The organism is Phytohabitans aurantiacus (assembly GCF_027923225.1).
GTDB classification, from domain to species: Bacteria; Actinomycetota; Actinomycetes; order Mycobacteriales; family Micromonosporaceae; genus Phytohabitans; species Phytohabitans aurantiacus.
Window position 1 is genome coordinate 37,510 of record NZ_BSDI01000010.1, and the last position, 21,945, is coordinate 59,454.

Here is a 21,945-nt window from a genome sequence, read left to right on the forward strand (position 1 = left end):
TGTGACGGTCGATCAAGCGGCGAGTTCTACGGCGCTGCGGAGCAACGGCCGCCAGAGCACCTCGGGCGTCTTGATCGCGTACCGGGCAGCGTCGATCGAGTGGTCATCCGTCTTGATCGGCGCGTCCGTTCCGTCGCGCTCGACCGCCTTGTCGTCCCAGCTGTAGCCGGGCATCTCGTTGATCAACCCGGTGCACGACTTGTGCACCTTCAGCAGCCCTCGGCCCAGCAGCGACGACATGAGCCGAATGCCGTCGAGCACCGCGTTGTCGGCGAGCGCCGGCGTGAGGCCATCCTCGTGCAGTTGGAGCCGCAGCGAGGCCGCCGAGGGGTCGACGACCAGCCACTCCGGCATTACGCCCTTCAGCCCTGGCGCGACCTCGACGTTGCCGAGCCACTTCCGCAGCTCTTGGGAGAGCTTGTGGTCGGTGAGCTGCCGCCGCGCCGTGGCGGGGTCGTGGCGCCACTCGCGGGCCAGGTACAGCACGCCGTGGCCGCTGACACCCAGGAGCAGGGCAGCGGTGGCGTTGCGGGTGCCGTAGTCGATGCCCAGCGAGATCCAGCGGTGGATCGCTGGCAGGACAGGCACGACGTGCTGGTCCTCGTCCCACATGTCGAAGACGGCGCCCTCGGCCTGCACCCAGCGGCCCTCGATGAATCGCTTGTACCAGAGGCCGACGTACTCGGTCTTGAGGTCGGCGACGTACTGCGGGTCGAGGTGCGGGTTGTCGTCGATGGTGCTGTGCCAGCTGTGGAGGTTGATCTCGCCCGTGCCGCCGGCGTTGCGGCCGCGGAGGAGGTACTTCTTGCGGAGCCAGTGGTTCGGGGCGTCCGGGTTGGTCGTGCCGAACAGCTGTGCGCCTGCCACGCTGAGTCGTGCCAGGACCTGGGTGAAGAATGCCTCCGGCACGGTGGTCAGCTCGTCGCCGTACGCAAGGCACAGCGTCATTCCGCGGACTTTGGGCTCGGCCTTGGCGTCGTTGGCGCCCAGGACGTCGACCTCGCGGCCGAGGATCGTGCCGGTGGGCGCGCCGGGGTTGTACTTCGTCAGGCGGGCGAGGGGACCGAAGAGCGCGGGGTCGGTGAGCACCGCGAACACGTTCCGGTTGACCGACTCTCGGGTCTTCCCGAACAGCAGCACGCGCCCCGAGGTGGGCGCGGTCGCGACGGCCATCAGGAAGCGGAGCAGGCTGGAGACCGTCTTGCCGGACCGGACGCTGCCCTGCCAGATGTTCAGCCGGGCCGTGCTCTCCACGATGGAGCGCACGTGCACCGGGGCGAGGTTGCGGGTGACGGCGTCGACGTCAATCGTCATCAGAGGTCGCCTGGTTGAGCTGGTCGTACGCGGCGCCGAGACCTGCGGCGAGCGCGCCGAGCATGGACTTGGCGGCGTCGATGCCGGGGTCGGCATCGTACTCGTCGAGGCGGACAGCCTTGTCAATCGCGGTGCCGATCGCGCCCATCAGGTCCCGCTTGTCGCGGAAGCTGGGCTCGTTGATCAGTGCCTGCTCGAAGGTGTTGTCCTTGCCGCCGAAGTTGTAGACCATGCACGCCGCGAAGAGCTGTTGCCGGAGCCGCTCGGCGTCGTCGAGCAGGCTGACGGCGAGCGCGGCCCGCTTGGCGCGGGCGTCGGCCTTGCGGGCCTGGGTGGCCTCGCGGACCTGGTCGCCGCGCTCGAACGACAGGTTGAGCTTGTCGGCGATGCGGGAGACGGTGCGGCCGGAGCGGTGGATGCGGCGGGCGATCTCGTTGCGGGACAGCCCTTCGGCGTGGAGCTCGGCGACGAGCCGTTCGTCGTCTTCGTTGACCGGCCGTCGGTTGCTGCTGGCCATGGGGCACCTCCGCCGGCCCTTGGCCAGCCTGGCTATGCGGCGACGCGCCTTGCGCGCTGCTTTGTGGTGGCCGGCGGGCAGGACTCGAACCTGCTACCCAAGCCAGTCTCGCCGGCCACCGTGGGATCCCCTGGCGTCGTGGCGGGGGCCGGACTCGAACCGGCGTCCTCTCGGGTTATGAGCCCGGCGCGCTGCCGCTGCGCTACCCCGCACCGTCCTAATCAGACCCGAGGCGGTCAGGCCCAGGTTCCCTGATCGGCGCCCTCGACCCGCGACGTGGCCCAGTAGGTGTCATTGCCGTCCAGAAAGACCTGGAGGTTGGCGGCCGTGCCGCCGAAGGTGTTCACGACCATGGCCGGGTAGATGTCGCCGGTGGAGGCAGGGTTGCCGACGTGGCCGACGAAGCCGGTGTTCGTGGCGGGTGCCTCGGCGAAGTCCTCGCGGCGGCGGTTGATGGCTTCGGCGTCCTGCTCGCTGAGCGTGTAGTGGACGATCCGGCCGATGGTGGGCAGCATGAGCCGCTCCTTCTCTGGAAGGGGTGAGGGGTGCGCGGGCCACCGTTCAGGCCCGTACGTGGTGGCAGCCCCGAACCCACAGGCCCCGTAGGGCGGGGGTTCTCCCAGCCGCGCACCCCTCGATCATCAAAATGGGAGTCCTAGGAACGACGACAGCCCGGGAGCTGGGTGCTCAACCGGGCTGCACGTACGTTGGTCTTCGCACGCGGTGATCGCCGCCGTGCTCGGCGCTGGACACACCCCACCTAGTCGCCGTGGGTGGTCAAATCATGCGGCCAGCGTCCCGCCAACGTCAACTCGCCGCGGCCGCCCGCGTGTCGCGAGTCGCTTCCGGGCCTCGATCGCGGCGGCCTCGTCGAGTGGGTGGTACGCCACGCCGCCGGCGAGGTGGCTGGGGAGGCCGTCGCGACGGGCCCAGTTGCGCACCATGTCCGCGGTGACGTCGGGGCCGAGCGCCTGGGCGATCTCGTCGCGGGTGCCGTATCGCCGGCCGTCCACAGTGATCATGTCGGCACCGTGCGGGTGTGGAGGGTCACGGTCGTGCCGCTCGACGTCGGCACCGACACCTCGCTGGCATCCGGGTTGTCGAGCCGTCTCTTGGCCAGGGCCATGAGGACCTCGTCGCCGTCGACAGGCACGTTGTGGCCCTCGGCGTGAAGGACCTGGATGTCGGTGCCGCGGAGAAGGGTCCAGGTGGTATTGGCGATGACCTGGTAGCTCATGCGGTCAGGGTAGCTGCGCCCCGTGCTGGACGCGGTCGACCAGGCCGGGCGCGAGCTGCTCGACCGCGACGGCGAGGCCGTCCAGCTGTCGGAGGCTGACGGTGACCTCGGTGGGGCGGTGCGTCGCGGTGGCGAGGAGGCGGGCGGCGGCGAGGGTGAGCCGGTCGACGGCATCGTCCCGGCCGGTGGGCTCAAGAGCTGGCGTGGTCATGTGTCTAGCTTGGCGTGTGGGTCGAGGTCTTTACTCACGGTGCGCTCACACAGGCTGAGTGCTTATGCATCAAAAGGCGCATTATGGTGCGCGCTTGATCAAGATCAACTAGCCGAGTCGGAGGCTCTCCGCGGCGTCGGGCGCGACGCTCCACCGGGCGGACTGCTCCTGGACGAGGACGCGCCCGTACTTCTTCTCGGCCTGCTGCCGGGTCTTCAGACCGACCGCGTCCGCGATCTCCTGCCACGTGGCGCCGGCGTTGCGGAGGGCGGCGACAGCCTCCAACTCGCGCCGGGTGGCGGCGAGGCGGTCGGCGTGCGCGTCGGTGAGGGCCTGGAGCAGCTTCGGGTCGGCGGGCATGGCGGCATCCTTCCAGAGACGGCGCAAGCCCGGCCGTGGTGGCGGCCGGGCGGTGCGCATGGTGTCGTCAGCCACCGAGGGCAGCGCGACGACCGTTCCCGACGCGAGGACCACCGAGGTCGGCGCGGCGGCCGGCCTCGACGCCATCGCGGTAGCCGCTGCCGGACAGCTTCCGGTGGCGGGCCTTGCCGAGCTTCGGGTACGCCTCCTCCAGCTTGCGCTGGACGACCGTGGCGCGGTCGGCGAGGACCAGGGCCACGGACGGGCCGCCGGTGCCGGTCTGCTCGCGCTCCTGGGCGGCGTTCGCGGCGGCGCGCTGCTCGGCCTGCTGGAGTCGCCGGGCGATCATGGCGGCGAAGCCGGCGAGCCAGGAGCGGCGGAACGCGGCCGCGCTCTCCCCGTAGGGCACCCACGTCTGCGTCATGCCGTTGACCGCCTGGAGCAGCAGCGACGTGAACAGCATGTCGACGCGCTCCAGGTCGCTGGCGTAGCCGAACAGGTGAACCGAGTAGCGGCCGTCCCAGCCGCGCTTGAGGACGGTCTTGCAGCCCAGCGCCATGCCGACCTGGGACAGCAGGCGCTGCTTGTCCAGCGCGTACGGCGCCTGGACGGTGATGATCCGGTCGCCGGGGGTGTCGCTGGTGGGGTCGGCGGCGGCGAGCATGGCGCGGTCGACGCCGTACTTGGCCATCAGCTCGGCGGCCTTGGCGGTGTAGGTCTCGGCCTCTTCCGGTGTGGCGGCCGGGTCTTCGGCCTTGGTGAGCAGGGCGCGGATACGGGCGAGCATCTTCTCGGGCGCGTCGGTGGTGGTCATCGTGCTCCTTCTGGTGGGTCGATGGGCTGGGCTGAGCGGCCTTGGCGAGGCCCGCCGTGGCGGGCCCCACCAGGGGCGCTCAGTTCTCGACCGGGTAGGCGGAGCAGTACTCCAGGGTGTCGGAGTTGCGGATCATGTCGATCGCGTCCTCGGCCTGGCTGGTGGGCACGGTCAGGGTCTTGATCTGGCCGGTGCCGAGGTTGCGGTAGTGGATCTCGGTCTGGGCGGTGGTGGTCATCTGGGGCTCCTTCGTGGGTTCCTGTCTTGCCGTCCCCACTAGTATGACACGTCCCCACTAAGGTGACAAGTCCTCAAGGGTGACCTGAGTCACATCAGCGCCGGCCACACGTGGACCAGGCCCTCCACCAGCGCAGACATCCCGCACCCGCAGCCCTCGCCCCGACAGCGGCAGGCCTGCGCCCGGCACACCAGCACGTCCCCCGGCGCGCGGTAGACCAGCCGCTCCTGGCAGGCCGGGCACTCGACACGCGGCAGCAGCAGCCCCTCGTCGACGGGCAGGGCCAGGGCGTCGCGGAGCCAGGCGTCCTCGTCGCGCAGGTGCTGGGCCACGACAGCTGCGGCGCCGGCAGGGAGCGCGGGGATGCGGGCGGCGATGCGGTGCAGCAGGTCCCCGGGGCCTGGGGCCGCCCGGTCGGCGATCCAGCCCAGGCGCCGATCGGATCGTGCGCGCAGCTCGGCCCACCAGGTCGTTCGGGTCGGCTGGTCGAGGGTGGCGATCGCGCCGACGGTGGGGTCGCCGTGGCCGCCGGTGGTGATGCGGGTGCCCCAGACGGTGGAGCGGAGGACGGAGGCGGCGGGTAGCTGGTCGGCGACGTTCTGGGCGGTCTCGCGGGCGACGAGGGTGTCGAGGACGAGGCGCGCGGCGTGCAGGGAGCAGGCGACGGTGGTGGCGTGGAGCTGGTGCGGGTGCATCGGCTACTCCCGGGCGAGGTCGGCGAGCGCAGCGCGATCCGTGAGCATCGCGGCGCGATCGGTCGGCGTGGTACCGCCCCAGACGCCGTGCCGCTGCTCCGTGTCCAGGGCCCAGGCGAGGCAGGGGCGGCGTGCGGGGCAACGCCAGCAGAGGGCGAGGGCGCGGCTGTAGTCGGAGAAACCGCGGCTGTCCGGCGAGTAGAAGGCGCTCGCGTTGTCCGGGTTGCAGGCCAGATCGCGGCGTCCGGCGACCGGTGGCCACCTGCGGGCGGAGACGAGGTCGTTGGGCATCGCGGGCATTGGGGCCTCCGTCAGCGGATGCGGCGGGAGAGTGCGACGAGGACCTGGCCGATCCACACGACGGCCAGGGCGAGCAGGATCGCGCTAGCGGGGTCGAAGCGGGCCTCGGCGGTGGCGGCGTAGGCGAGGACCAGGGCGATGAGGACGGCGACGGCCGCCCCCACCGCTACGGCGACCCGGATCATCGAGTGGCCTTAGCAGGCGCGGCACGCCGCACCTTCACGGCGCCGCGCGGCAGCTTCCCGACGTTGACCATCGTGGCTGCGAGGGACTCGGCGTGCTCCTTGTCGTCGCACGCCACCTCGACCACACCGCCGATCACGCACGGCTGCTTGGTCTGGCGGAGCCGGCCGCCGGTCCCCTCGAAGCGGGATCGGAACTTCCACCACCAGTTGGCGCCGGCCGGACTGGACGCCTCGACGGCGCCTTCGTTGACCTCGACCACCCACGCTCGCTCAGCCACGGTGGCCGCCGGTGGGCCAGCGGGCGGTGCGGTCCATCAGGTCGACCGGCCGCTCCCCGACGATCACAGGGCCGCCTGCGCTGACCGGGCCACCACGGCGGACCTGGCGGGGCAGCTCGACGAGGGATGCATCGACACGGACACCGACATGGTCGGCGAGGGCATGGGCCAGGACCTGGCCGATCTCGCGGGCGGTGTCGGCCGTGGCGAAGGCGCCGACGAGCGCGTCGCCGTGCCAGCGGTCGAGGCCGGGGCCGCCGACGGTGAGGCGGATGGCGTAGCGGCCGTCGAGGAGTGCGAGCGCCTGGGCGAGGTCGGCGCGGGCCGTGTCGCGTTCGTCGATGGCGGCCTGGAGCGCGTCGGCGATCTTGCGCGCGGCCTCCGCTGCCTCGGGGGCGATCGCGGCCGGCTCTGGGCGGTCGCCGGCACCCACGCGGCCGTCCTCGACCGTGATCTCGTAACCCAGCGCGGCCGCGAACCCGATGCGGTAACCGCTGGTGGCGAGCAGGCGGTTGGCGTCAGGGGTGAAGCGGGTGGCTGCCTCGGTGAGGAGCGCCTGGAGCTGTTCGGCGGGGATCTCCTGCCCCTGCGACGGCTCTACGCGGGCCGGGATCGCCGAGACCGGACGCAACGCGCAGTCCGGGTCGTGGTCCGGCTCCTGCGGCTCGCTGCCCGCCCAGCGCGGCACAGTGATGCCCGTGCAGCAGGGCTCGTCGACGGCCTCCAGCGCATCCCGGGCCTCCTTGTCGGTCAGCGGACGGGTGGCGAACACCCAGGCGCAGTCGTCTGTGCCCGTCTCCGGTGCGTAAACGTGGACCAGGCCGCCAGTCAGCTCGGCGAGCAGCGAATGGAGATGGTTGACGTCCGGCTGCTCACACCAGTCCCAGGTCAGCACCAGGGCGTCTTGCGCGCGACGCGAGGAACCGGGGCCGCCGGCGAGTCGGTAGGTTCCGTGGCCGCACGGTGGCGTGCATCCGCAGTCGGGGTCACGGTCGAAGACGAGGTCGAGGCGGTCGTCCTGGTTGTTGGCGAGGATCTCGTCTACGCGGTCGAGGAAGCCGGCCAGGTCGAAGTCGCAGCCGCCTTCGGTGCAGTCGCGTTCGCAGGTGTGGGCTCGGGCTTCGCGGATGGCGCGCAACTGGCGGTGGGCGTGGTCGGCTGCCGGGGCAGCGGTGATCAGCCTGTCCAGGCGGGCCCGGAGGCGGTCGCGTTCGGCGGCGAAGTTGCCTGCGCGGTTGCTGGCGGTGAGGTGCCTGGCGTCGGCTCGTGCGGCTCGTGCGGTCTCGGCTTCGACGCGGGCGAGGGCCTGGTCGCGGGCTTCCTCGGCGGTCTTGATGCGGTCGAGGAGGTCGTCGGCGAGGGTGGCTGGCTGTTCGTCGGTCATGGGTGCTCCTGTGTGGGTGTTGGCCACCAGTCGTCGTCGGTGGCGTCGAGTTCGGCTCGGATTTCGCGGGCTCGGGTGTGGTCGACGTACGGGTAGAGGCGGCCCAGTTCCTCGTCTGGGTCTGGTGTGGACGGTCGGTGGACGTGGGCTTGGGCGCGGGCGATCGCGGTCTGTGCGGACTGCCGGGCGGCGCGCTCGCGGGCGGTGAGGTAGGGGGTCATCGGGTGGTCCGTGGGGTGACGCCGCAGAGGGGGCAGCGGCGGGAGGCGCCGCCCTGGCGCTTGAGGGCGCGTTCTCGGGTCTTGGTGCCGGTCCAGGTGCGGGCGAGGGTCCAGGTGATGCCTGCGGCGGCTACGACGGCGAGGAGGCGGGCGCCTGTGCCTGCGGCGTGGTGGGCGAGGCGGGCGTCGAGGTCGCGGGCCCAGCCGAGGTAGTGGCGGGCGTGGCGGTATGGGCGGTCGAAGTGGAGGAGGTAGATCGTGCCGATCATCAGGCGCTCCTGGGCTGGAGGAGGGCGAGGTGTGCGCGGCGGACTTGGGCGCGGATCTCGTCGGCCTCGGGGTCGTCGTCGGTTCGGTCGTGGGGTGCTGGGGTGGGTGGTGCTCCGCGGCGGCAGAGGGGGCATGCGGGCTTGCCGTCGGGGCGGCGGCCGGCGGCGAGGCCGGGGTGGTCGGGGCAGTGCGTGGGGGTCTGCTCGGCCTGTTCTGCGACGGGAGATGGATCTTGGGGGAAGTCGTCGCGCGCGGACGCTGATGCGGCCGTGGAAACCCTGTGGTGGTTTGGCTGGTCGGGGTTGTGTCTAGGTCCGTGGTGGGTGGCTGGTCCCTGTGGGACCAGCAGGTCAGTCCCACAGGGACCAGCAGGTGCCCCGATGTCAGTCCCAGAAGGACCAGCAGGTTTGAGGGCTGCTGGTCCTTCTGGCACCAGCAGGTCTGCCTCTTCTGCGGGTCCCTCTGGGACCAGCAGGTCACCCTGTCCGGGCGTTGGGTCGCGACGGCCGGGGTAGCGGCCGCGGTTCGCGTCGCGGATGCGCTCGACCTCCAGGCGGTGCCGTGCGGGCGTCCACACGTCGATCCGGTCGAGGAGGTCGACGGGCAGGGCGAGGCGGTACTCGTCGGCGTGCCCGGGGCGTGCGCCGGGGCGGACGAGGCGGAGCAGGCCGAGTCGTGCCAGGTGCTGCACGGCGCGCTTGACGGAGCCGAAGTGGAGCTCCAGGTCGACGGCGAGGCGGGCGAGGCCGGGGCGGACGCGGGTGCCGTCGGCGTCGGCGTAGGCGGCGCAGCGTGCGGCGACGGCTTTGATGGTGGCGCCGGTGATGTTCTTGCCGGCCACCTTGACGGTGCCGAACCGGACTCGCGCCAGGACGTCGGTCCAGTCGCGGACGGTGGCGCTGTCGTCGGTCACCCCGTGGCTCCTGTTTCTGTGTCGATCTTGTGAGGGATGTGGGTCGGCCCCACTACGCGGCGGCCGGCGGCGACGCCCTGGCGGCGGCGGCACGGGGGCGGCCAACGGGTGGGAAGTTGGCGGCCAGGCCGAGACGGCGGCGTGCGGTGTTGATTCGCCACCCAGGCACGCCGCCGAGCTGCGCGCCGATCGCGGCGTCGCTCAGGCCCTGGGCGTGGAGCCGGCGGACCTCGTCGTCATCGAGGGCGACCCTGGCCAGCGCGACCGGGCCAGGGCGGGCCGGCATGACGGCGACCAGCACCGGCCCTGGGTACGCCTCCCAGCCGGGCTCCTGGGCGGCGTCGTGGATGTCCCACTCCTCGACCGGGCCGGCGATGATGGCCCCGGCCTCGGCGGCGTACGCCGGTAGCAGGTCGGCGGCCTCCGCGATCAGCTCGGAGCGGTGGAAGGTCTGGTCGATGATGGGCCAGACGCAGCGCAGTGCGAAGGCTCCGCTCACCGGTCGTCCTCGCGTTCTCCGAGCCGGTCGGGCACGTCGGGCGCGGGCGGGAGCCGGTGGCGCGGGTGCTTGTGCGGCATGTGGCAGGTGCACGGCTGGTCGCCGTCGGCGTCGGGCGGTGCGTCTGGGTCTGGCTGGTAGATGCACACCGACGCGAAGACCGGCGTCACCGGGGGCCGGCGGCGGCTCATCGCTTGCCCCGGGGACCGTGGCCGATGTGCCAGGCACCGCAGTGCCGGCACTGGTACACCTGGTACCGGGACCTGAGGGCCCCGCGGCGGCGTACGAGGCTGGTGATCTGTGCGAGGGCGGCCTTGCGGGTGGGCTGGGCCTGCTTGCCCTCACAGCCGCGGCCCTTCGTCATGACGCACGCTCCCGGACGTGCACGCGGTGGTAGATCCGCGACCGTCCCTTGTCAGCCCCGCCCAGCGGCGTCGACGTGGTCGGCGTGGGCCGGCCGGCGTCGTTCGTCGGCACCACGACGACGCCGATGCCGGCCAGCGCGGCCTGGAGCCACTCCAGCTCGCGGGCGGTACCAATGGCCCAGACCTCGAGACCCATGGCGACCTTGGCCGGCTTGAGCGGGTCACCCATGGCCGTCTCCGTAGCCGCCCAGCTGGAGCAGGCGGGCCAGCTCGGGGCAGTCCACGCCAGGGCCGCACTCCGGCGTCATCGCGGCCGGGTGGGCGCACAGGCCGTCGACCGGGCTGATGTGGCGGCAGCCGTCAACCGGACGGATCTCCATCAGGTCGACGACGTTGCGGACCTCGTGGGCCAGGTCGCGCCGTACGCTGGCAAGCTGGCCGCGAAGGTGGGCGATGTCCGCAGCCAGAGCGTCGCGCTCCCGGGCCACGCGGCCGACTTCGTCCCGCAGGACGGGCACGTCCTCCGCGACGGCGAGGGCCAGGAGCCGAACCGTGAGGGTCTCGTCGCGCTCCCGGGCCTCGCACAACGCGGTGTACCGGTCGCCGATGGCGTCCAAGTCGGCCGGGCCTGGGGCCGGTGCCGGGCCGACCCCAGGGAATTCGACGATGTCAGCCATGGGTCACCAGCGCGCGCTGCTTGGTGGTCATCCAGGCCGGGTACTCGCCGGGCGCGAGCGGCTCCGGGTACGCGCGTTCCGGCTCGGGCGCCGGCAGCGGTGGCAGGTCGCCGGGCTCGTCCAGGTCAGCCAACTCGTACAGCTCGTCGACCAGGTCGCCGCACAGGTCGGTGAGGGAGGCCAAGCCGTGCGCCTCGCGGATTAGCTCGGCCAGTGCCGGGCCGGGCGGCTCTGCCTTGGCCGGGCCAGCGCCGAACGGCCCGGCCTGGTCGGAGGGGTCCGGGTCTACCCGGTACAGAGCGCTGTCGTCGACGTCGGGCATGATCGCGGCAGGCGGGTGCACCTTCGCGACGATCCGCTGCCGCTCGATACCGTGGCCGGGTGCGCCGCGCACCACTACGGGGACGCCGTGGTCGTGGAGCCGCTCCACCCAGCGGGTCGAGAAGTCGTCCAGGATGTCGACGGCGCGGGTGACGGTGACGTACAGGAGCATCAGCTCGGCCGCGTCCAGCACGAGGGCGTAGCGGCCGCTGTCCCGGTCTGGCCACGGCCGGGGGAACGGCTCCTTGAAGTCCGGCGCGACCTGAACGGTGCCCCACTGGCGGCCCTTAGACTTGTGCGCTGTGGAGACGGTGACCTCTGCACCCGTCTCGGAGGCGAGGCTGTCGGCAACCTTGACGATCTTGTCGGGGCCGTGGTCGTCGATCAGCTTGACGATCGTGGCGAGCTGGGCGCCGTCGTCGAGGGCGGCGTACTCGCGCACCGCCTCCCAGGAGTCGAAGGCAACCAATTCGGGGTGGTCGGCCCGCTTGCCGTCCATCAGCCGCAGGGCGGCCTGGGCAAACCTCTTGATCTCCGATGCGCCGCCGACCAGGTGGACCTTGCGGCCGGCCTCGACGTGGTCCATCACGCGGGCCATGGCGCCGGCGTTGGACCGGCACAGGAGCGCGTCGGCCTGGTCGAGGGGCGCCACGGTGGAGGCGATGCGGTCGAAGCCAATGACGCGCTGCTCGGCGCCGAGCAGCCGCAGCCACTCGTTCGCACGCTCGGCCACGGCCGGGCCGAAGCGGAAGCTCTGGGCGAGAGTGAGCCGACGGTCGGCGGGCCACGTCGCGAGCGCGTCAACGGCGCCGCGCCACGCGTAGAGCTGCTGGTACGGATCGCCGACCGCTACGAGCTGGGTGTGGGCTTGGGCGCGCAGCACTGCGGAAAGGACCGGGTTGGCGTCCTGGGCCTCGTCGAACAGGATGAAGTCGGAGCTGATCCGCGGCTTGGAAAGGGCCCACATCTTGAGGTAGATGTCCGGCTGGAAGCGGAGCCGGCCACGCGGGTGCGTCAGGTCCTTCCAGGCCAGCTCGGCGATCGGTACGACGAGGCTGGTGAATGCATCGCGGGCGTGCCGGCCGTCGATCCCGTTGACGGCCGGCACGTGCTGGGGGCCGATCTGGTCGGCGTCCGACTGGCAGTAACGTTCCACCGTGTCCAGCGCCAGCCGGGCCATCTGGCCCGGGGTGAGGATCACGTCGGCGGCCACCTCGACCGGGCCGTTGAGCACCTTGGTCTCGCGGTACCGACCGCCGGCGAACATGACCTCGGCCGCCTGCTTGCCCGTCATACGCGGGGCGCCGATCCGGTGCGCGAGGTCCCGGCCGTGGGTGGCGAACGCCAGGCTGTGGGCGGTGCGGCAGTCGACGGAGGCGGGGAACGCGCCGCGGGCCTCCTTTGCCAGCGGTGCGTTGTACGCCACGTACAGGCCCCGTCGGCCCGGGTTGGCGGCCTGGTCCTCCTCGGCCGCCAACCGGAGCGTGGTGGTCTTGCCAGCGCCGGCGACGGCGACCACCACGAGGGACTCCCCATCGCGGAAGTCGTCGATCACGGCCCGCTGCTCGCCTGTGGGCGGGTGCTTCGGACGGTTCACGCCGGCACCGCCTCACGCTGCTGCGTACGCTGCTGCCGGTCCTCCAGCGCCGTGATCACGCGCTCGATGTCGGCCAGCTCCAGCTCCTTGGTGGAGCGGACCTCGCGGTCGAGGACCTTGGAGTAGATCCGCAGGCGGTTCTCGCGCTGACCCTCGCCGCTGTACCCCAGCTCGTTGAACAGGGCGAACATGCGCTTCTGGCGGCGGTCGATGTCCTTCTGGCTGGGCTGCGCCACGGCGGCCGGCTTGGGCTCCAGCTCGGCCGCGCGCCGGTCCAGCAGCGCGCCGATCTTCTCCGGGTCGCCGACCTCGTTGGTCACCTCAATGTCGGCGACCGCCGGGTGGTCGGCTCGCAACTTGTCGGCGGCCGCGCGAACGCTCACTGCGGTTCGCGTTGAGTCCAGCGCCCAGTCCCGCAGCTTGAGCGGGTCCGGACCGACCCTCGGCGCGACTCGCTCCGTGGCGGCGTCGTCCCCGGCCTGCTGGCTAGGCTCGACCGGCGTCGACGCGGCGGATTCCGGCGGGGCAGCGGCCGGCGGGGTGGCCTGCCTGCCGAGGTGGACGATCAGCTCGCCCAGCGACACCGCCGCGCCGGCCGCGTCCAGCACCGGTGCGGCCAGCAAGCCAGCCGCACGGGCCTCGGTGTGCAGAGCGAGCAGCTCGGTGCGCGTCGCGCCGTCGGCCAGTGCGCGGGCCCGGAACTCCGCGACGGTCGGGCCGCCGGCTTCGCCCTCCTCCAACCACTCACGGATCGTGTGGCCGAAGTCCAGGCCCGGCTTCTGGATGACCGCGCCCGAGAGCTGCGGGCACCGGGACTTGCTGACGACGAGGGTGTTGGAGTCGTCGAGGGTGCCGACGACGTCGAACTCGTACTCGAGGCCCTCGCGCTGCTCGGCCTTCGTGCCGACCTTGACCATCTGCCGCTTGCCGTTGCGGCCCTCGCCCTCGACCCAGTCGTTCTTGACGCGAAGGGTGGCGATGATGTGGCCGGGGAAGGCCAGCATGGCCTCGATCATCTGGCGCTCGACCGGGCGCATGGCCTTCCAGCCAGACATGCCGTGGCCGCCGTCGCGCTTCCCCGCGCGGTCGACCTGCTCCAACATGCCGTCGGTGCCCATCCAGAAGTGCGAGAGGCTATCGATGATGGCGACGTCGATGCCCTGGTCGCCGGCGGCAGCGAGGGCGGCGATCAGGAAGCGGGGGTCGTAGCTGTCCAGCGGCAGGTGGCGGAACTTGAAGATGTGGGCGTACTTCGATGCAGAGCGGTGCTCGGTGTCGATCACGCCGATCTGGGTGCCGAGCGCCGACGCGATGGTCAGCGCGGTCCAGGTCTTGCCGCTGCCGGAGATGCCGTCGAGGGCGATCCGGGCCTTGGCTTCCTTCTTGGTGGCCTCGACGAAGGTGAAGTTGGGCATGGTCATCGGGTTGCCTCCGGGCTGGTCGTGACGGGCTGGGCAGCGAGCCACGCCTCGTAGGCGGCCACCTCAGCGGCGACCTCCTCGGCGGTGCGGCCGCAGCCGCAGTCCTCGCCGGCGAAGACCTCGCCGCACGGCGCGAGCGGGATCGTGAACGTCCGCGGGACGGAGAAGTCGGTCATCAGGCACCGGCCTGGGTGTCACCGAGGATCGCGGCGAGGCGGCGGGCACCGACCGGTGGCATCCACCCGTCCGGCACCACGTGCAGTTCGACGGTGTCCTCGCGGTGATGCCCGCGGTACCTGCCCCGCACGATCGGCGGCACGGCGGCCGCGGCTTCGGTCAGGACCGCCAGATCAGGGCCGGTAACCGCCACACAGCGGCCGTCCACATCGGTGCAGGGCTCGCCTGGGTGCACCGTGGCGACGTGCGCCTCGACGATCGAGGCAGCCAGGTCGTCCACGGCGGGCGGCTGGATCAGGTCGCGCCAGCCGCCGGCGACGACACGCCGGTCGTCGGCCTCGTCGAGCGAGCGGCGGGCCCGGTCGACGGCGCTGGGCGTCCAGCCAAGCTCAAGGATGCTGTGCCGCGCCTGGACCTCCGGCCGCTGGTGCTCGGCGCGGTGGACGTTCTCGGCGTACTCGTCGTCCCAGTCCAGGGCCTCGGGCAGGCCGTGTTTGGCCGCGAGGTGCATGCGCAGGTGGTGCGGGCTGTAGTCGCCGTCGAGGTCGGCCGGGCGTTCGGCGGCGGCCGCCGCGACCTCCGCGAGGTCGGCGGCCGGGGACCAGCCGATCGTGGCGCCGCCCCGGTGGACGATGAGCGGCTCGGGGCGGAGCATCCCGGCGATCGCGACGAGGATGCCGCCGCAGGTGAGGGCCAGGGCGAGGGTGATCTCGGTGGTCGGCATCGTCACTGCTCCTTGGGCTTGGTGCGGCGCGGGTAGATGGCCATGCCGTGCGGCCCCGGCGGTTCCGGCGCGGGCTGCTGCGGCTCGTCGACGACCGGCGGCTCAATGGCCGGCTCGTCGGCCACTGGGAGCGCGTCGAGGTCGCGCCGGACGGCGGTCTCCAGGTCCTCGGGTACCGGCGTCGGCCGGGTCGCCTCGACGAGCGCGTCCAGTTCGCCCTGGTAGCCGGCGATCTGCTCCCGTTGCCGGGCGATCCAGACGCGCTGCCGGCCGTGCAGGGCGAGCATCGTGGCGTAGCGGCGCCGGGCGAGGTCGCGCTGGCGAGCCAGGTGGAGCGCGATGAACAGGACGACGATCGACCACACGGTCATGGCGATCAGGCCGGCGAGGTAGATGTCCGCGTCGCTCATCGGGCACCGCCGGTGTACCGGGTGATGGTCTTCGCGTCGGCGTGGCCGTCGATCTTGTCGACCATCTCGACGAGGGCCGGCTCGCGTTGCGGCGCCGGCTCCTCGGCCGCGCGGAGCCTCTCGACCTCCGCACGCAACCGGTCGTTCTCCGCCCGCAGCCGGGCCGTGGTATCCCGCTTCGTCTCGGGGCGCGGCACCGAGGTATCGACAGTGACCGAGATGTTGCCGATCCGGGTCCGCGCCTTGTACTCCGAGACGTGGGTGCTGCTCTCGGTCTTGGCTTGCGCCTCGAAGAGGTTGGCGAGGATGTCGACGACCGGCTTGGTGCGGTCGGCGGCCTCGGCGTTGCCGCTGACCTGGATGAAGATGTGGGCGATGTTCAGGCGCGGCGGCATCTGACCGTCGGTCGCGAGATCGGCCAGGGCGGCGAGGCGGTCGGCGATGTCGTGCAGGTTCTTGGCAACGCCGGCGTAGTAGTCGAAGCCGGTCTGGAACCTCGGGTCCGGCGTGTTGGTCTCGGGCATTGGTACCCTCCCTGGTGTCTGGCGCCTCCGACTGGCCGCGAACCTTGTCCGGGGGCGCTGGTTTTTTTGGTGGCCGGCCCGGCCGCCTGCCGAGCGGGGCGGCGGCAGGGCCGGGGTCTACGCCGCCGGTTTCGCGGCGCGCTTCTTGGCCGATGCGAGCGCCATCCGCCTCATGTGCGCGGCCTGGAGCCGCTTGACGGCGGCCTCCAGCTCGTTCGGCGACAGCACGCCGTCCGGGTCGGCCTCGGCCTCCCAGCGCCTCCGCATCGCGGCTCGCGCCGGGGCGAGCGCGGCGGTGCGGGCGTCGCGGCTGTTGACGCGCGACCAGCGGGTGAGTGAGCCGATGGCGGACGCGAGCCGGTGCTGCGACTCGGGCATGGACGCGAAGCCCTGTCCGGCGGCCATCAGGCGGCCACTTTCTGGCCGTCAGCGCGGAAGGCGCGCCGGTCGGCAGGCTGGAGCACCCGCACGAGGGCTGCGTGCACCTGCGCGCTGCATCGCGGCGAGATGCCGCGTTCCAGCTTCGAGATGTACGCCTTGCCGACCCCGACACGGGCGGCCACCTGAACGGTGGAGAGCCCGCGGTCGAGTCGGACTTCGCGGAGCGCGTCACCGTTGATCTTGATGAACGCCTCGGCGCGAGACTTGCGCTGTGACATGAGGGAAACTGTAGGAAACTGTGGATCGACTGTCAACAGGAATCTACAGGAACCACAGAACTGTGCCCTGAGCTGGAATGAGTGAGTGTCCGTTTAGATTCACGGCGACAGATTCATGTCCGCATGGGGGCTGGCCTCTTCGGTTTCCTACAGGTTCCTGTCATGCTGGGGAGGGCTGTGGGTCAATCACCCCAAGTTGGCGAGGGAGGAGGCAGAGTGCCTAGGCAATTGACGCCTAAGGAGCGCTCGGCAGTCGCCGACCTGGTACGGCGGTCACGCGGCAGGCAAAGCCAGGAGGCGATGGCCGAGCGTGCGCCTATGAGCCCGGTGACGTGGGGCAAGGTGGAGGCGGGCGAGGCGGTTCGCCTTAACACGTACGCAGGGATAGAGCGAGCGTTTGGCTGGTCTACCGGGGCAATCGAGCACTTCGTCGCTACTGGCGACGAGCCAATCGGGGGACGACGCGTCTGGCTTGAGCCGTGGGCGCCTGGCCTCATGATCGACATGGCGCTGGGTGTAGATCGCGATCCAGCGGTCAAGGTGGATCTCGTTTGGATCATTCGTTCCGGTGGCAACCCAATCGACATGATCTTGGAGCTGGACCGCGATGATCACCACAAGGTGGAAGTGCTCGCCGCTTATCGCGACATAGAAAAGCAAGTCCGCTATCTAGCATCGACCCAGAAGGGCGCCTGACAAGGGCGTTCAGGGAGAATCCGCTTAACGCGTTTGAGGATGCGGCGCGCTAGCGTAAGACCAGCAAAGCAACGACGCTCACAGCGTTTCCTGCTTGTAAGCGGAGGGTCGCCGGTTCGAGTCCGGCCGGGGGCTCCACTCCATTTAGTGCCCCGGTCCGCGCCAGTCGCGGACCGTTTGCTCCCGCGGGCACCGCGGCGGCCGGCGGCTCGCCAGGGCTCGCCGAAATCCCCGGCCCCCGCTGCCGGGTCCGCGCGCCCAAACCTCGACCCCGCACCGCGCGGGTCGTGGATACGCGGAGGGTGAGGCCGCGGGAGCAACGGCATGGCCCACGTCGAACGTCGCGGTAGCTCGCCTCAGGGTCGGCGTGGGGACGACTTCGGGGATATTGCTGCCTCAAGCCTGGTCGGACGGCGCTAAATCCCCGAACATGCGGCATCCCCCGCCGGCGCACCGGCGTGAAGCCCGAGCCAAGTGTGACCGCGTGCCGTCCGGTCGCCGATCAAGGGCGATCGCATGGATCAAGGGCGTATGCACGCGGTTTTGAGATCGAACCGTGTGCGTTTGCCCTTGATCGGCGTGCTGGGCGCGGCGACACGCCGTCGCGGGCGGGGAGCGCGTGCGGGGGAAAAGGCCGGTGGCGGGGCCGAAGCCCCGCCACCGGTTTGTATCGGGTTGCTCAGATGTCCATGTGCTTCATGCCGGGCATGCCCGCCAGCGTGCCGTTGGTCGGCAGGATGGTGGTCAGGTTGCTGATGTCGCCGATGAGCGGCAGGCCGACGCTGGCTGCCTCGGCGTAGTCGGCGTCTTCACCCGCGACCGGGCGGTCGGTGGTGCTGTGCCGCTTGGTGCGGGTCTGGCTGCTGTCGTCGTCGGCCGGCAGCGTGGTGGCGCCACCCATGCCGGGCAGGCCGAGCGAGCCGAGCGCGCTCACGACGGGGATGTCGTTCGTCGGGTTGTCGGCCGCACCGGGGACGCCCTTGAGGTTCAGGTCGCCGACCAGCGGCAGCGTGGCCACCGGAGGCAGCGCCTCGGGCTGGAACAGCTCGGGGCTCTGCGCGACCATCGCGTCACCGATGAGCGCCGGCACCATGTTCGATGCCTGCCCGCTGGTCGACTTGGCGAAGCCGTTCGCGTTGCCCTTCGCGGCCTTGTGCGTGGCCACGGTGGGGATCGCGTCGGCGGGCATGACGCCGAGCGCGGCGGGCAGGGCCGCGCCGGCCCGCGATGCGTCCACATCGGACGTAGCGGGCACGAGGTTGTGCACGTCGCCGGCGTTGGCGCTGATGCCGTTGCCGCCGTTGAGGATCGACTGGGTCGTACCGGCCACGCCGAGCGCGTCGACCGCACGGCCCGCGCCGATGGTGTCGGTGAAGGTGCCAGCGACCGGCAGCGTCGAGATGAGCTGCGGCTTCTCGGTCAGCCCGGCCTCGTTGTCGAGCGAGGCGGTGCCGAGAAGCGACGGGTTGATGGCGGCGGTCGGCGACGACGGCGCCGAGCCGAGGAAGCCGAGGTCGCGAGTCGGCGCGACGTCGCCCTTCAGGTTAGAGAGCTGGCCCCGCATCATGATGTCGGGCGAGGCGGCCGGGGCGTTGGGCCCAAGGGCGACCTGCGAGATCTGGCCCCCGTTGGGGGTGAAGAAGTCGTCGAGCAGGCCCTGCAGCTCCAACGGGTCCGTTGCCGGGGTGGCGTCGACGTCCTCCGCCTGGGCCGCGCCGCCGCCGAGCAGCAGGAAGCCGCCGGCGACGCCGACCGTCCCGACTGCGCGATAGAACCACTTGTTCATGTCCATCCATTCAGGTGCTTACCGGTAGCACCGCGCAATAGGTGCTAAGTACGCCAAAGTGGTCAACGACGCTTGTCCAAAACCGTTCCTGGCTCCGTCGAACTTCATGATCGTTGATCGCGCTGGCTACCATCCCGGTCATGTCGGTGGACCCGTGGCGAAACAGGGCCCGACGCGCGGTCGCCGCACGCTTGCGCCCCAACGGCGAAACGCGTCCCCACTACGTCGTCTGTGGAAACGACGCGCTGACCTACCGGTTGGTGAAAGAGCTGGTGTCGGCGTCCGCCGGTTGGGTGACGGTCATCGTGCCCAACAAGCGGCGCTCCGAAGTGGCCGACCTCGCGCGCATCAAGGGAATCCAGATCATCCGGGCCGACCGGCTCACCGAGGAGACGTTCCGCGCGGCCGGGCTCGCCGGTGCCGAATGCCTCGCTCTCGTGCACCAGGACGACGTGGGCAACATCCACGCCGCCCTTTGCGCACAGGCGGTGGAGCCACGGATACGGCTGGTCATGCGCATCTTCAGCAGCCGGCTGGGTAGCGGCGTGAAGCGGCTCTTCGCCGACTGCGAGGTGATGTCCGACTCGGCGATGGCCGCGCCCGCGTTCGTGGCGGCGGCGCTGGGTGAGCCGGCACCGACGCATTTCCGGCACGCGGGCCGCACCCTGTACGTGGCAAGGCGCGAAGACGTACGCGCTGACACCGTCGTGTGTGGCCTCGCCGATACCCGGCAACGCAACAATCCCCGGGTGCTGCCGGCCAATCCGGGCGACGCTGACCTGGTACTGGCCGAAGCCACCGGCCAGCCGTCGGGCACCGTGCTCGCCGCGCGCAAGCTGGCACGGCAACGCCGCCGCCGTCGGCCGGTAGCCGCCGTCGTACGTGGCCTGCGCGCGTTCGTGAACCGGAAGACCGGTGTCGCCACGATCGCGGTACTGGCCGTCGTGGCGATCTTCGGCACGCTGCTCGCCCGCACGCAGGACCTGGAGCTGTGGAAGGCGCTCTACTTCGTCCTCCTCACCACGATCACCGGCTCCGACGTCGAGCTGGATACCGGCTGGGGCGTACAGGTCATGCAGGTGATCCTCACCGTGGCTGGGCTGGCGCTGATACCGCTGATCACCGCCGCCGTCGTCGAGGCCGTCGTGAACACCCGCCTGGCGCTCAACGTCGGCCGGTTGCGTACCCCGCGCCTCGACCACGTCGTCGTGGTGGGCCTCGGCAACGTCGGCACCCGGGTGATCCGGCAGCTCAACGACCTCGGTGTCGAGGTGGTTGCGATCGACAAGGACCCGGAAGCGCGGGGCGCCGCCGTGGCGCGTCAACTGGAGATCCCGCTGATCGTCGGCGACGTGGCCCAGGAGGAGGTACTGCGTTCCGCCTCGGTCGAGACCTGCCAGGCCCTCGTGGTGGTGTCCACCGACGACGTGTCCAACCTGCAGGCCGCGCTCCACGGGCGCGCGCTCCGGGCCGACCTGCGCGTGGTCATGCGCCTCTTCGACGGTGACCTCGCCAAACGCATCCAGCGCGCCTTCAACATCGCGGTCTCGCGGAGCGTGTCGTACCTGGCCGCACCCTCGTTCGCCGCCGCGATGATGAACCGCGACGTGATCGCCACCATCCCCGTCGACCGGCACGCACTTCTGGTCGCCGAGGTGCCGGTCGCGCACGGCTCAGCCCTCGACGGCAAGGTGATCGGCCAGGCGACCCGCCCCGACGCGGTACGGGTGATCGCGCTGCACAAGTTTGGTGAGCCGCGGCCGATCTGGAGCCCCCAGACGGCGTACCGGGTCCAAGGCGGCGACCGGCTCACCGTGGTGGCCCGCCGGGCCGGCCTAGGCTGGCTCGTCAAGCAGACGATGCCAGCCCCTCCGGAGATGACCGCCCCTACGAAACCGCCTGCGTGACCTCCACGCCCAGCACCGCCTGCTCGTCGGGGCGGTGCACGAGCACGTCGGCCAGGAACGACTGCACCGCCAGCGCCAGGCCAACATCGCGGCCAGCCTCTTCGGACAGCCGCCAGCGGTGCTCGATGACCTGTACGAAGAGTTCGGTCGGCTCGAGCTTGCGGCGCAAATGGCCCGGTACCGCCCGGACCACCGGCTCGAAGACCTCGGTCAACCAGCGGTGCGCCGCCTGCTGCTCGTCGGCCAGGTCGCTCTCCGCGCGGTACGTGTCGAGGTCGTTGAGCAGCCGGCGAGCCTGGTTCTCTTCGGCGTCGAGGCCGGTCAGGCGCAGCAGCCGGCGGGTGTGGTAGCCGGCGTCGACCACCTTCGGCCGTACCTTGAACGCGCCCCGGTCAGCCAGTGACATCGCCACCTCGGCGACGTCGAAGCCCATCTCGTTGAGGCGCCGGATGCGGCTCTCGACGTGGTGCCGGTCTTCCCGCTGGAACTCCTGCTCGTAGGTGATCTCGTGCCACAGCCGCTCGTACCGCTGCACGACCTCCTCCGAGACCACCTCCGGGTCGATCGACTCGTGCAGCAGCCCAGCGGCCTGCAGGTCGAGCGCCTCGCCGAAGATGTTGACCCGCGCGATCTCCAGGTCTTCGCCGCGCTGCCCGTTGGAGAGCTTCGCGTGCAGGGCGCCGGTCTCCGCGTCGACCAGGTAGGCGGCGAAGGCGCCCGCGTCGCGACGGAACAGCGTGTTGGACAGCGAGCAGTCGCCCCAGAAGAAGCCCGTGATGTGCATCCGCACGATCAGGGCGGCCAGCGCGTCGAGCAGCCGGGCCATCGTCTCGGGGCGGAGCGTGTGGGAGAACAGCGCCCGGTACGGCAGCGAGAACTGTAGGTGACGGGTGATCAGCACAGGGTCGAGCGGCTCGCCGTCGGGAGCGTGCCGGTCGGCGACGATCGCCACCGCCTCGACGGACGGGAAGCCGATCCGCTCCAGCGCGCGCAGCAGGTCGTACTCCCGCTCCGCCACCCGCTCTCCGGTCTCCTTGACCGCGTAGACCGTGCCGGCCAGCTTGACGAAGCGCACCACGTGCCGCGAGATGCCCTGTGGCAGCGCCACCAGATGGTCGGCAGGCCACTCCTCCAGCGGTGTCGACCAGGGGAGGTCGAGCAGCGCCGGGTCGATGAGGGCCGAAGTGATCCGCACGGTGACAAGCATGCCGGCTGAGAGCGCGCGTCGCTGCCAACCGTGGCTCG

34 protein-coding genes and 1 tRNA gene are annotated in these 21,945 nt (G+C 71.2%); 2 read left to right on the forward strand and 33 right to left on the reverse strand.

Annotation, left to right across the window (positions count from 1 at the left end):
* Positions 1 to 12 precede the first annotated feature (12 nt).
* From QMG73_RS13245 to QMG73_RS13395, 31 genes are all read right to left on the reverse strand, one after another.
* On the reverse strand, positions 13 to 1,314 hold the full coding sequence (locus QMG73_RS13245; protein ID WP_281895165.1) for a PBSX family phage terminase large subunit: 1,302 nt from the start codon (positions 1,312 to 1,314) through the stop codon (positions 13 to 15).
* Positions 1,304 to 1,831, reverse strand: a complete 528-nt coding sequence (locus tag QMG73_RS13250) for a helix-turn-helix domain-containing protein (protein ID WP_281895168.1) — start codon at positions 1,829 to 1,831, stop codon at positions 1,304 to 1,306. Before QMG73_RS13250 ends, QMG73_RS13245 begins: the two co-directional genes overlap by 11 nt.
* Positions 1,832 to 1,970: 139 nt before the next feature.
* Positions 1,971 to 2,043: transfer RNA gene (locus QMG73_RS13255), tRNA-Met, on the reverse strand.
* A gap of 24 nt (positions 2,044 to 2,067) precedes the next feature.
* Positions 2,068 to 2,346 carry a hypothetical protein gene (locus tag QMG73_RS13260; RefSeq protein ID WP_281895171.1) on the reverse strand — a complete coding sequence of 93 codons (279 nt, stop codon included), beginning with the start codon at positions 2,344 to 2,346 and terminating at the stop codon, positions 2,068 to 2,070.
* A gap of 267 nt (positions 2,347 to 2,613) precedes the next feature.
* On the reverse strand, positions 2,614 to 2,853 hold the full coding sequence (locus tag QMG73_RS13265; RefSeq protein WP_281895172.1) for a hypothetical protein: 240 nt from the start codon (positions 2,851 to 2,853) through the stop codon (positions 2,614 to 2,616).
* Entirely contained in the window at positions 2,850 to 3,068 is a 219-nt protein-coding gene (locus QMG73_RS13270) for a hypothetical protein (RefSeq protein WP_281895174.1), read from the reverse strand. The genes QMG73_RS13265 and QMG73_RS13270 overlap by 4 nt, the downstream gene beginning before the upstream one ends.
* Positions 3,069 to 3,072: 4 nt before the next feature.
* Positions 3,073 to 3,279, reverse strand: coding sequence for a hypothetical protein (locus QMG73_RS13275; RefSeq protein WP_281895176.1), 207 nt, complete (start codon positions 3,277 to 3,279; stop codon positions 3,073 to 3,075).
* A 108-nt stretch (positions 3,280 to 3,387) separates the two neighbouring features.
* Positions 3,388 to 3,639, reverse strand: coding sequence for a hypothetical protein (locus QMG73_RS13280; protein WP_281895179.1), 252 nt, complete (start codon positions 3,637 to 3,639; stop codon positions 3,388 to 3,390).
* Positions 3,640 to 3,706: 67 nt separating this feature from the next.
* Positions 3,707 to 4,453: a DUF2786 domain-containing protein gene (locus QMG73_RS13285; RefSeq protein WP_281895182.1), complete on the reverse strand. Its 747-nt coding sequence runs from the start codon at positions 4,451 to 4,453 to the stop codon at positions 3,707 to 3,709.
* A 79-nt stretch (positions 4,454 to 4,532) separates the two neighbouring features.
* Positions 4,533 to 4,691, reverse strand: a complete 159-nt coding sequence (locus QMG73_RS13290; RefSeq protein ID WP_281895183.1) for a hypothetical protein — start codon at positions 4,689 to 4,691, stop codon at positions 4,533 to 4,535.
* Between the two features lie 89 nt (positions 4,692 to 4,780).
* Entirely contained in the window at positions 4,781 to 5,386 is a 606-nt protein-coding gene (locus QMG73_RS13295; protein WP_281895184.1) for a hypothetical protein, read from the reverse strand.
* 3 nt (positions 5,387 to 5,389) lie between these two features.
* Complete coding sequence (locus QMG73_RS13300) at positions 5,390 to 5,686, reverse strand: WhiB family transcriptional regulator (protein WP_281895186.1); 297 nt, start codon at positions 5,684 to 5,686, stop codon at positions 5,390 to 5,392.
* A gap of 11 nt (positions 5,687 to 5,697) precedes the next feature.
* On the reverse strand, positions 5,698 to 5,871 hold the full coding sequence (locus QMG73_RS13305; protein ID WP_281895189.1) for a hypothetical protein: 174 nt from the start codon (positions 5,869 to 5,871) through the stop codon (positions 5,698 to 5,700).
* A complete protein-coding gene (locus QMG73_RS13310; RefSeq protein WP_281895191.1) occupies positions 5,868 to 6,149 on the reverse strand; it encodes a hypothetical protein in 282 nt (93 codons plus the stop codon). Before QMG73_RS13310 ends, QMG73_RS13305 begins: the two co-directional genes overlap by 4 nt.
* Entirely contained in the window at positions 6,142 to 7,533 is a 1,392-nt protein-coding gene (locus QMG73_RS13315) for a hypothetical protein (RefSeq protein ID WP_281895193.1), read from the reverse strand. The genes QMG73_RS13310 and QMG73_RS13315 overlap by 8 nt, the downstream gene beginning before the upstream one ends.
* Positions 7,530 to 7,754 carry a hypothetical protein gene (locus QMG73_RS13320; protein ID WP_281895194.1) on the reverse strand — a complete coding sequence of 75 codons (225 nt, stop codon included), beginning with the start codon at positions 7,752 to 7,754 and terminating at the stop codon, positions 7,530 to 7,532. Before QMG73_RS13320 ends, QMG73_RS13315 begins: the two co-directional genes overlap by 4 nt.
* Entirely contained in the window at positions 7,751 to 8,023 is a 273-nt protein-coding gene (locus tag QMG73_RS13325) for a hypothetical protein (protein ID WP_281895195.1), read from the reverse strand. The genes QMG73_RS13320 and QMG73_RS13325 overlap by 4 nt, the downstream gene beginning before the upstream one ends.
* Positions 8,023 to 8,937, reverse strand: coding sequence for a hypothetical protein (locus tag QMG73_RS13330; protein ID WP_281895197.1), 915 nt, complete (start codon positions 8,935 to 8,937; stop codon positions 8,023 to 8,025). The genes QMG73_RS13325 and QMG73_RS13330 overlap by 1 nt, the downstream gene beginning before the upstream one ends.
* Positions 8,938 to 8,989: 52 nt before the next feature.
* A complete protein-coding gene (locus QMG73_RS13335; protein ID WP_281895199.1) occupies positions 8,990 to 9,436 on the reverse strand; it encodes a hypothetical protein in 447 nt (148 codons plus the stop codon).
* Positions 9,433 to 9,627 (reverse strand): hypothetical protein, encoded by a 195-nt coding sequence (locus tag QMG73_RS13340; protein ID WP_281895201.1) that lies wholly within the window; start codon positions 9,625 to 9,627, stop codon positions 9,433 to 9,435. Before QMG73_RS13340 ends, QMG73_RS13335 begins: the two co-directional genes overlap by 4 nt.
* A complete protein-coding gene (locus tag QMG73_RS13345) occupies positions 9,624 to 9,800 on the reverse strand; it encodes a hypothetical protein (RefSeq protein WP_281895203.1) in 177 nt (58 codons plus the stop codon). The genes QMG73_RS13340 and QMG73_RS13345 overlap by 4 nt, the downstream gene beginning before the upstream one ends.
* Positions 9,797 to 10,030, reverse strand: coding sequence for a hypothetical protein (locus tag QMG73_RS13350; protein WP_281895204.1), 234 nt, complete (start codon positions 10,028 to 10,030; stop codon positions 9,797 to 9,799). Before QMG73_RS13350 ends, QMG73_RS13345 begins: the two co-directional genes overlap by 4 nt.
* Positions 10,023 to 10,478, reverse strand: coding sequence for a hypothetical protein (locus QMG73_RS13355; RefSeq protein ID WP_281895205.1), 456 nt, complete (start codon positions 10,476 to 10,478; stop codon positions 10,023 to 10,025). Before QMG73_RS13355 ends, QMG73_RS13350 begins: the two co-directional genes overlap by 8 nt.
* Complete coding sequence (locus QMG73_RS13360) at positions 10,471 to 12,396, reverse strand: UvrD-helicase domain-containing protein (protein WP_281895207.1); 1,926 nt, start codon at positions 12,394 to 12,396, stop codon at positions 10,471 to 10,473. Before QMG73_RS13360 ends, QMG73_RS13355 begins: the two co-directional genes overlap by 8 nt.
* Positions 12,393 to 13,817: an ATP-binding protein gene (locus QMG73_RS13365; RefSeq protein WP_281895208.1), complete on the reverse strand. Its 1,425-nt coding sequence runs from the start codon at positions 13,815 to 13,817 to the stop codon at positions 12,393 to 12,395. The genes QMG73_RS13360 and QMG73_RS13365 overlap by 4 nt, the downstream gene beginning before the upstream one ends.
* Positions 13,814 to 13,993: a hypothetical protein gene (locus tag QMG73_RS13370; protein WP_281895209.1), complete on the reverse strand. Its 180-nt coding sequence runs from the start codon at positions 13,991 to 13,993 to the stop codon at positions 13,814 to 13,816. Before QMG73_RS13370 ends, QMG73_RS13365 begins: the two co-directional genes overlap by 4 nt.
* On the reverse strand, positions 13,993 to 14,718 hold the full coding sequence (locus QMG73_RS13375; RefSeq protein WP_281895210.1) for a hypothetical protein: 726 nt from the start codon (positions 14,716 to 14,718) through the stop codon (positions 13,993 to 13,995). Before QMG73_RS13375 ends, QMG73_RS13370 begins: the two co-directional genes overlap by 1 nt.
* A 2-nt stretch (positions 14,719 to 14,720) precedes the next feature.
* Positions 14,721 to 15,128: a hypothetical protein gene (locus tag QMG73_RS13380; protein WP_281895212.1), complete on the reverse strand. Its 408-nt coding sequence runs from the start codon at positions 15,126 to 15,128 to the stop codon at positions 14,721 to 14,723.
* Complete coding sequence (locus QMG73_RS13385; RefSeq protein ID WP_281895214.1) at positions 15,125 to 15,652, reverse strand: hypothetical protein; 528 nt, start codon at positions 15,650 to 15,652, stop codon at positions 15,125 to 15,127. The genes QMG73_RS13380 and QMG73_RS13385 overlap by 4 nt, the downstream gene beginning before the upstream one ends.
* A gap of 117 nt (positions 15,653 to 15,769) precedes the next feature.
* Positions 15,770 to 16,057 (reverse strand): hypothetical protein, encoded by a 288-nt coding sequence (locus QMG73_RS13390; RefSeq protein WP_281895217.1) that lies wholly within the window; start codon positions 16,055 to 16,057, stop codon positions 15,770 to 15,772.
* Positions 16,057 to 16,311 (reverse strand): helix-turn-helix domain-containing protein, encoded by a 255-nt coding sequence (locus tag QMG73_RS13395; protein WP_281895219.1) that lies wholly within the window; start codon positions 16,309 to 16,311, stop codon positions 16,057 to 16,059. Before QMG73_RS13395 ends, QMG73_RS13390 begins: the two co-directional genes overlap by 1 nt.
* Positions 16,312 to 16,629: 318 nt before the next feature.
* Here QMG73_RS13395 and QMG73_RS13400 point away from each other — a divergent pair, with 318 nt between their 5' ends.
* Positions 16,630 to 17,007, forward strand: coding sequence for a hypothetical protein (locus QMG73_RS13400; RefSeq protein WP_281895222.1), 378 nt, complete (start codon positions 16,630 to 16,632; stop codon positions 17,005 to 17,007).
* Between the two features lie 679 nt (positions 17,008 to 17,686).
* Here QMG73_RS13400 and QMG73_RS13405 read toward each other — a convergent pair.
* Positions 17,687 to 18,793, reverse strand: a complete 1,107-nt coding sequence (locus QMG73_RS13405; protein WP_281895224.1) for a hypothetical protein — start codon at positions 18,791 to 18,793, stop codon at positions 17,687 to 17,689.
* A gap of 140 nt (positions 18,794 to 18,933) precedes the next feature.
* On the opposite strand from QMG73_RS13405, the gene QMG73_RS13410 reads away from it, so the two are divergent.
* On the forward strand, positions 18,934 to 20,700 hold the full coding sequence (locus QMG73_RS13410; RefSeq protein WP_281895226.1) for an NAD-binding protein: 1,767 nt from the start codon (positions 18,934 to 18,936) through the stop codon (positions 20,698 to 20,700).
* Here the strand turns inward: QMG73_RS13410 and QMG73_RS13415 are convergent.
* Entirely contained in the window at positions 20,681 to 21,907 is a 1,227-nt protein-coding gene (locus tag QMG73_RS13415) for a DUF4032 domain-containing protein (protein ID WP_281895228.1), read from the reverse strand. The genes QMG73_RS13410 and QMG73_RS13415 overlap by 20 nt on opposite strands.
* Between the last annotated feature and the right edge of the window lie 38 nt (positions 21,908 to 21,945).

Bases quoted from the DNA above. Each gene is read 5' to 3' on its own strand.
- QMG73_RS13245 (WP_281895165.1), bottom strand. From the start codon at position 1,314: ATGACGATTGACGTCGACGCCGTCACCCGCAACCTCGCCCCGGTGCAC.
- QMG73_RS13250 (WP_281895168.1), bottom strand. From the start codon at position 1,831: ATGGCCAGCAGCAACCGACGGCCGGTCAACGAAGACGACGAACGGCTC.
- QMG73_RS13260 (WP_281895171.1), bottom strand. From the start codon at position 2,346: ATGCTGCCCACCATCGGCCGGATCGTCCACTACACGCTCAGCGAGCAG.
- QMG73_RS13265 (WP_281895172.1), bottom strand. From the start codon at position 2,853: ATGATCACTGTGGACGGCCGGCGATACGGCACCCGCGACGAGATCGCC.
- QMG73_RS13270 (WP_281895174.1), bottom strand. From the start codon at position 3,068: ATGAGCTACCAGGTCATCGCCAATACCACCTGGACCCTTCTCCGCGGC.
- QMG73_RS13275 (WP_281895176.1), bottom strand. From the start codon at position 3,279: ATGACCACGCCAGCTCTTGAGCCCACCGGCCGGGACGATGCCGTCGAC.
- QMG73_RS13280 (WP_281895179.1), bottom strand. From the start codon at position 3,639: ATGCCCGCCGACCCGAAGCTGCTCCAGGCCCTCACCGACGCGCACGCC.
- QMG73_RS13285 (WP_281895182.1), bottom strand. From the start codon at position 4,453: ATGACCACCACCGACGCGCCCGAGAAGATGCTCGCCCGTATCCGCGCC.
- QMG73_RS13290 (WP_281895183.1), bottom strand. From the start codon at position 4,691: ATGACCACCACCGCCCAGACCGAGATCCACTACCGCAACCTCGGCACC.
- QMG73_RS13295 (WP_281895184.1), bottom strand. From the start codon at position 5,386: ATGCACCCGCACCAGCTCCACGCCACCACCGTCGCCTGCTCCCTGCAC.
- QMG73_RS13300 (WP_281895186.1), bottom strand. From the start codon at position 5,686: ATGCCCGCGATGCCCAACGACCTCGTCTCCGCCCGCAGGTGGCCACCG.
- QMG73_RS13305 (WP_281895189.1), bottom strand. From the start codon at position 5,871: ATGATCCGGGTCGCCGTAGCGGTGGGGGCGGCCGTCGCCGTCCTCATC.
- QMG73_RS13315 (WP_281895193.1), bottom strand. From the start codon at position 7,533: ATGACCGACGAACAGCCAGCCACCCTCGCCGACGACCTCCTCGACCGC.
- QMG73_RS13320 (WP_281895194.1), bottom strand. From the start codon at position 7,754: ATGACCCCCTACCTCACCGCCCGCGAGCGCGCCGCCCGGCAGTCCGCA.
- QMG73_RS13325 (WP_281895195.1), bottom strand. From the start codon at position 8,023: ATGATCGGCACGATCTACCTCCTCCACTTCGACCGCCCATACCGCCAC.
- QMG73_RS13340 (WP_281895201.1), bottom strand. From the start codon at position 9,627: ATGAGCCGCCGCCGGCCCCCGGTGACGCCGGTCTTCGCGTCGGTGTGC.
- QMG73_RS13345 (WP_281895203.1), bottom strand. From the start codon at position 9,800: ATGACGAAGGGCCGCGGCTGTGAGGGCAAGCAGGCCCAGCCCACCCGC.
- QMG73_RS13350 (WP_281895204.1), bottom strand. From the start codon at position 10,030: ATGGGTGACCCGCTCAAGCCGGCCAAGGTCGCCATGGGTCTCGAGGTC.
- QMG73_RS13355 (WP_281895205.1), bottom strand. From the start codon at position 10,478: ATGGCTGACATCGTCGAATTCCCTGGGGTCGGCCCGGCACCGGCCCCA.
- QMG73_RS13365 (WP_281895208.1), bottom strand. From the start codon at position 13,817: ATGACCATGCCCAACTTCACCTTCGTCGAGGCCACCAAGAAGGAAGCC.
- QMG73_RS13370 (WP_281895209.1), bottom strand. From the start codon at position 13,993: ATGACCGACTTCTCCGTCCCGCGGACGTTCACGATCCCGCTCGCGCCG.
- QMG73_RS13375 (WP_281895210.1), bottom strand. From the start codon at position 14,718: ATGCCGACCACCGAGATCACCCTCGCCCTGGCCCTCACCTGCGGCGGC.
- QMG73_RS13380 (WP_281895212.1), bottom strand. From the start codon at position 15,128: ATGAGCGACGCGGACATCTACCTCGCCGGCCTGATCGCCATGACCGTG.
- QMG73_RS13385 (WP_281895214.1), bottom strand. From the start codon at position 15,652: ATGCCCGAGACCAACACGCCGGACCCGAGGTTCCAGACCGGCTTCGAC.
- QMG73_RS13390 (WP_281895217.1), bottom strand. From the start codon at position 16,057: ATGGCCGCCGGACAGGGCTTCGCGTCCATGCCCGAGTCGCAGCACCGG.
- QMG73_RS13395 (WP_281895219.1), bottom strand. From the start codon at position 16,311: ATGTCACAGCGCAAGTCTCGCGCCGAGGCGTTCATCAAGATCAACGGT.
- QMG73_RS13400 (WP_281895222.1), top strand. From the start codon at position 16,630: ATGAGCCCGGTGACGTGGGGCAAGGTGGAGGCGGGCGAGGCGGTTCGC.
- QMG73_RS13405 (WP_281895224.1), bottom strand. From the start codon at position 18,793: ATGAACAAGTGGTTCTATCGCGCAGTCGGGACGGTCGGCGTCGCCGGC.
- QMG73_RS13410 (WP_281895226.1), top strand. From the start codon at position 18,934: ATGTCGGTGGACCCGTGGCGAAACAGGGCCCGACGCGCGGTCGCCGCA.
- QMG73_RS13415 (WP_281895228.1), bottom strand. From the start codon at position 21,907: ATGCTTGTCACCGTGCGGATCACTTCGGCCCTCATCGACCCGGCGCTG.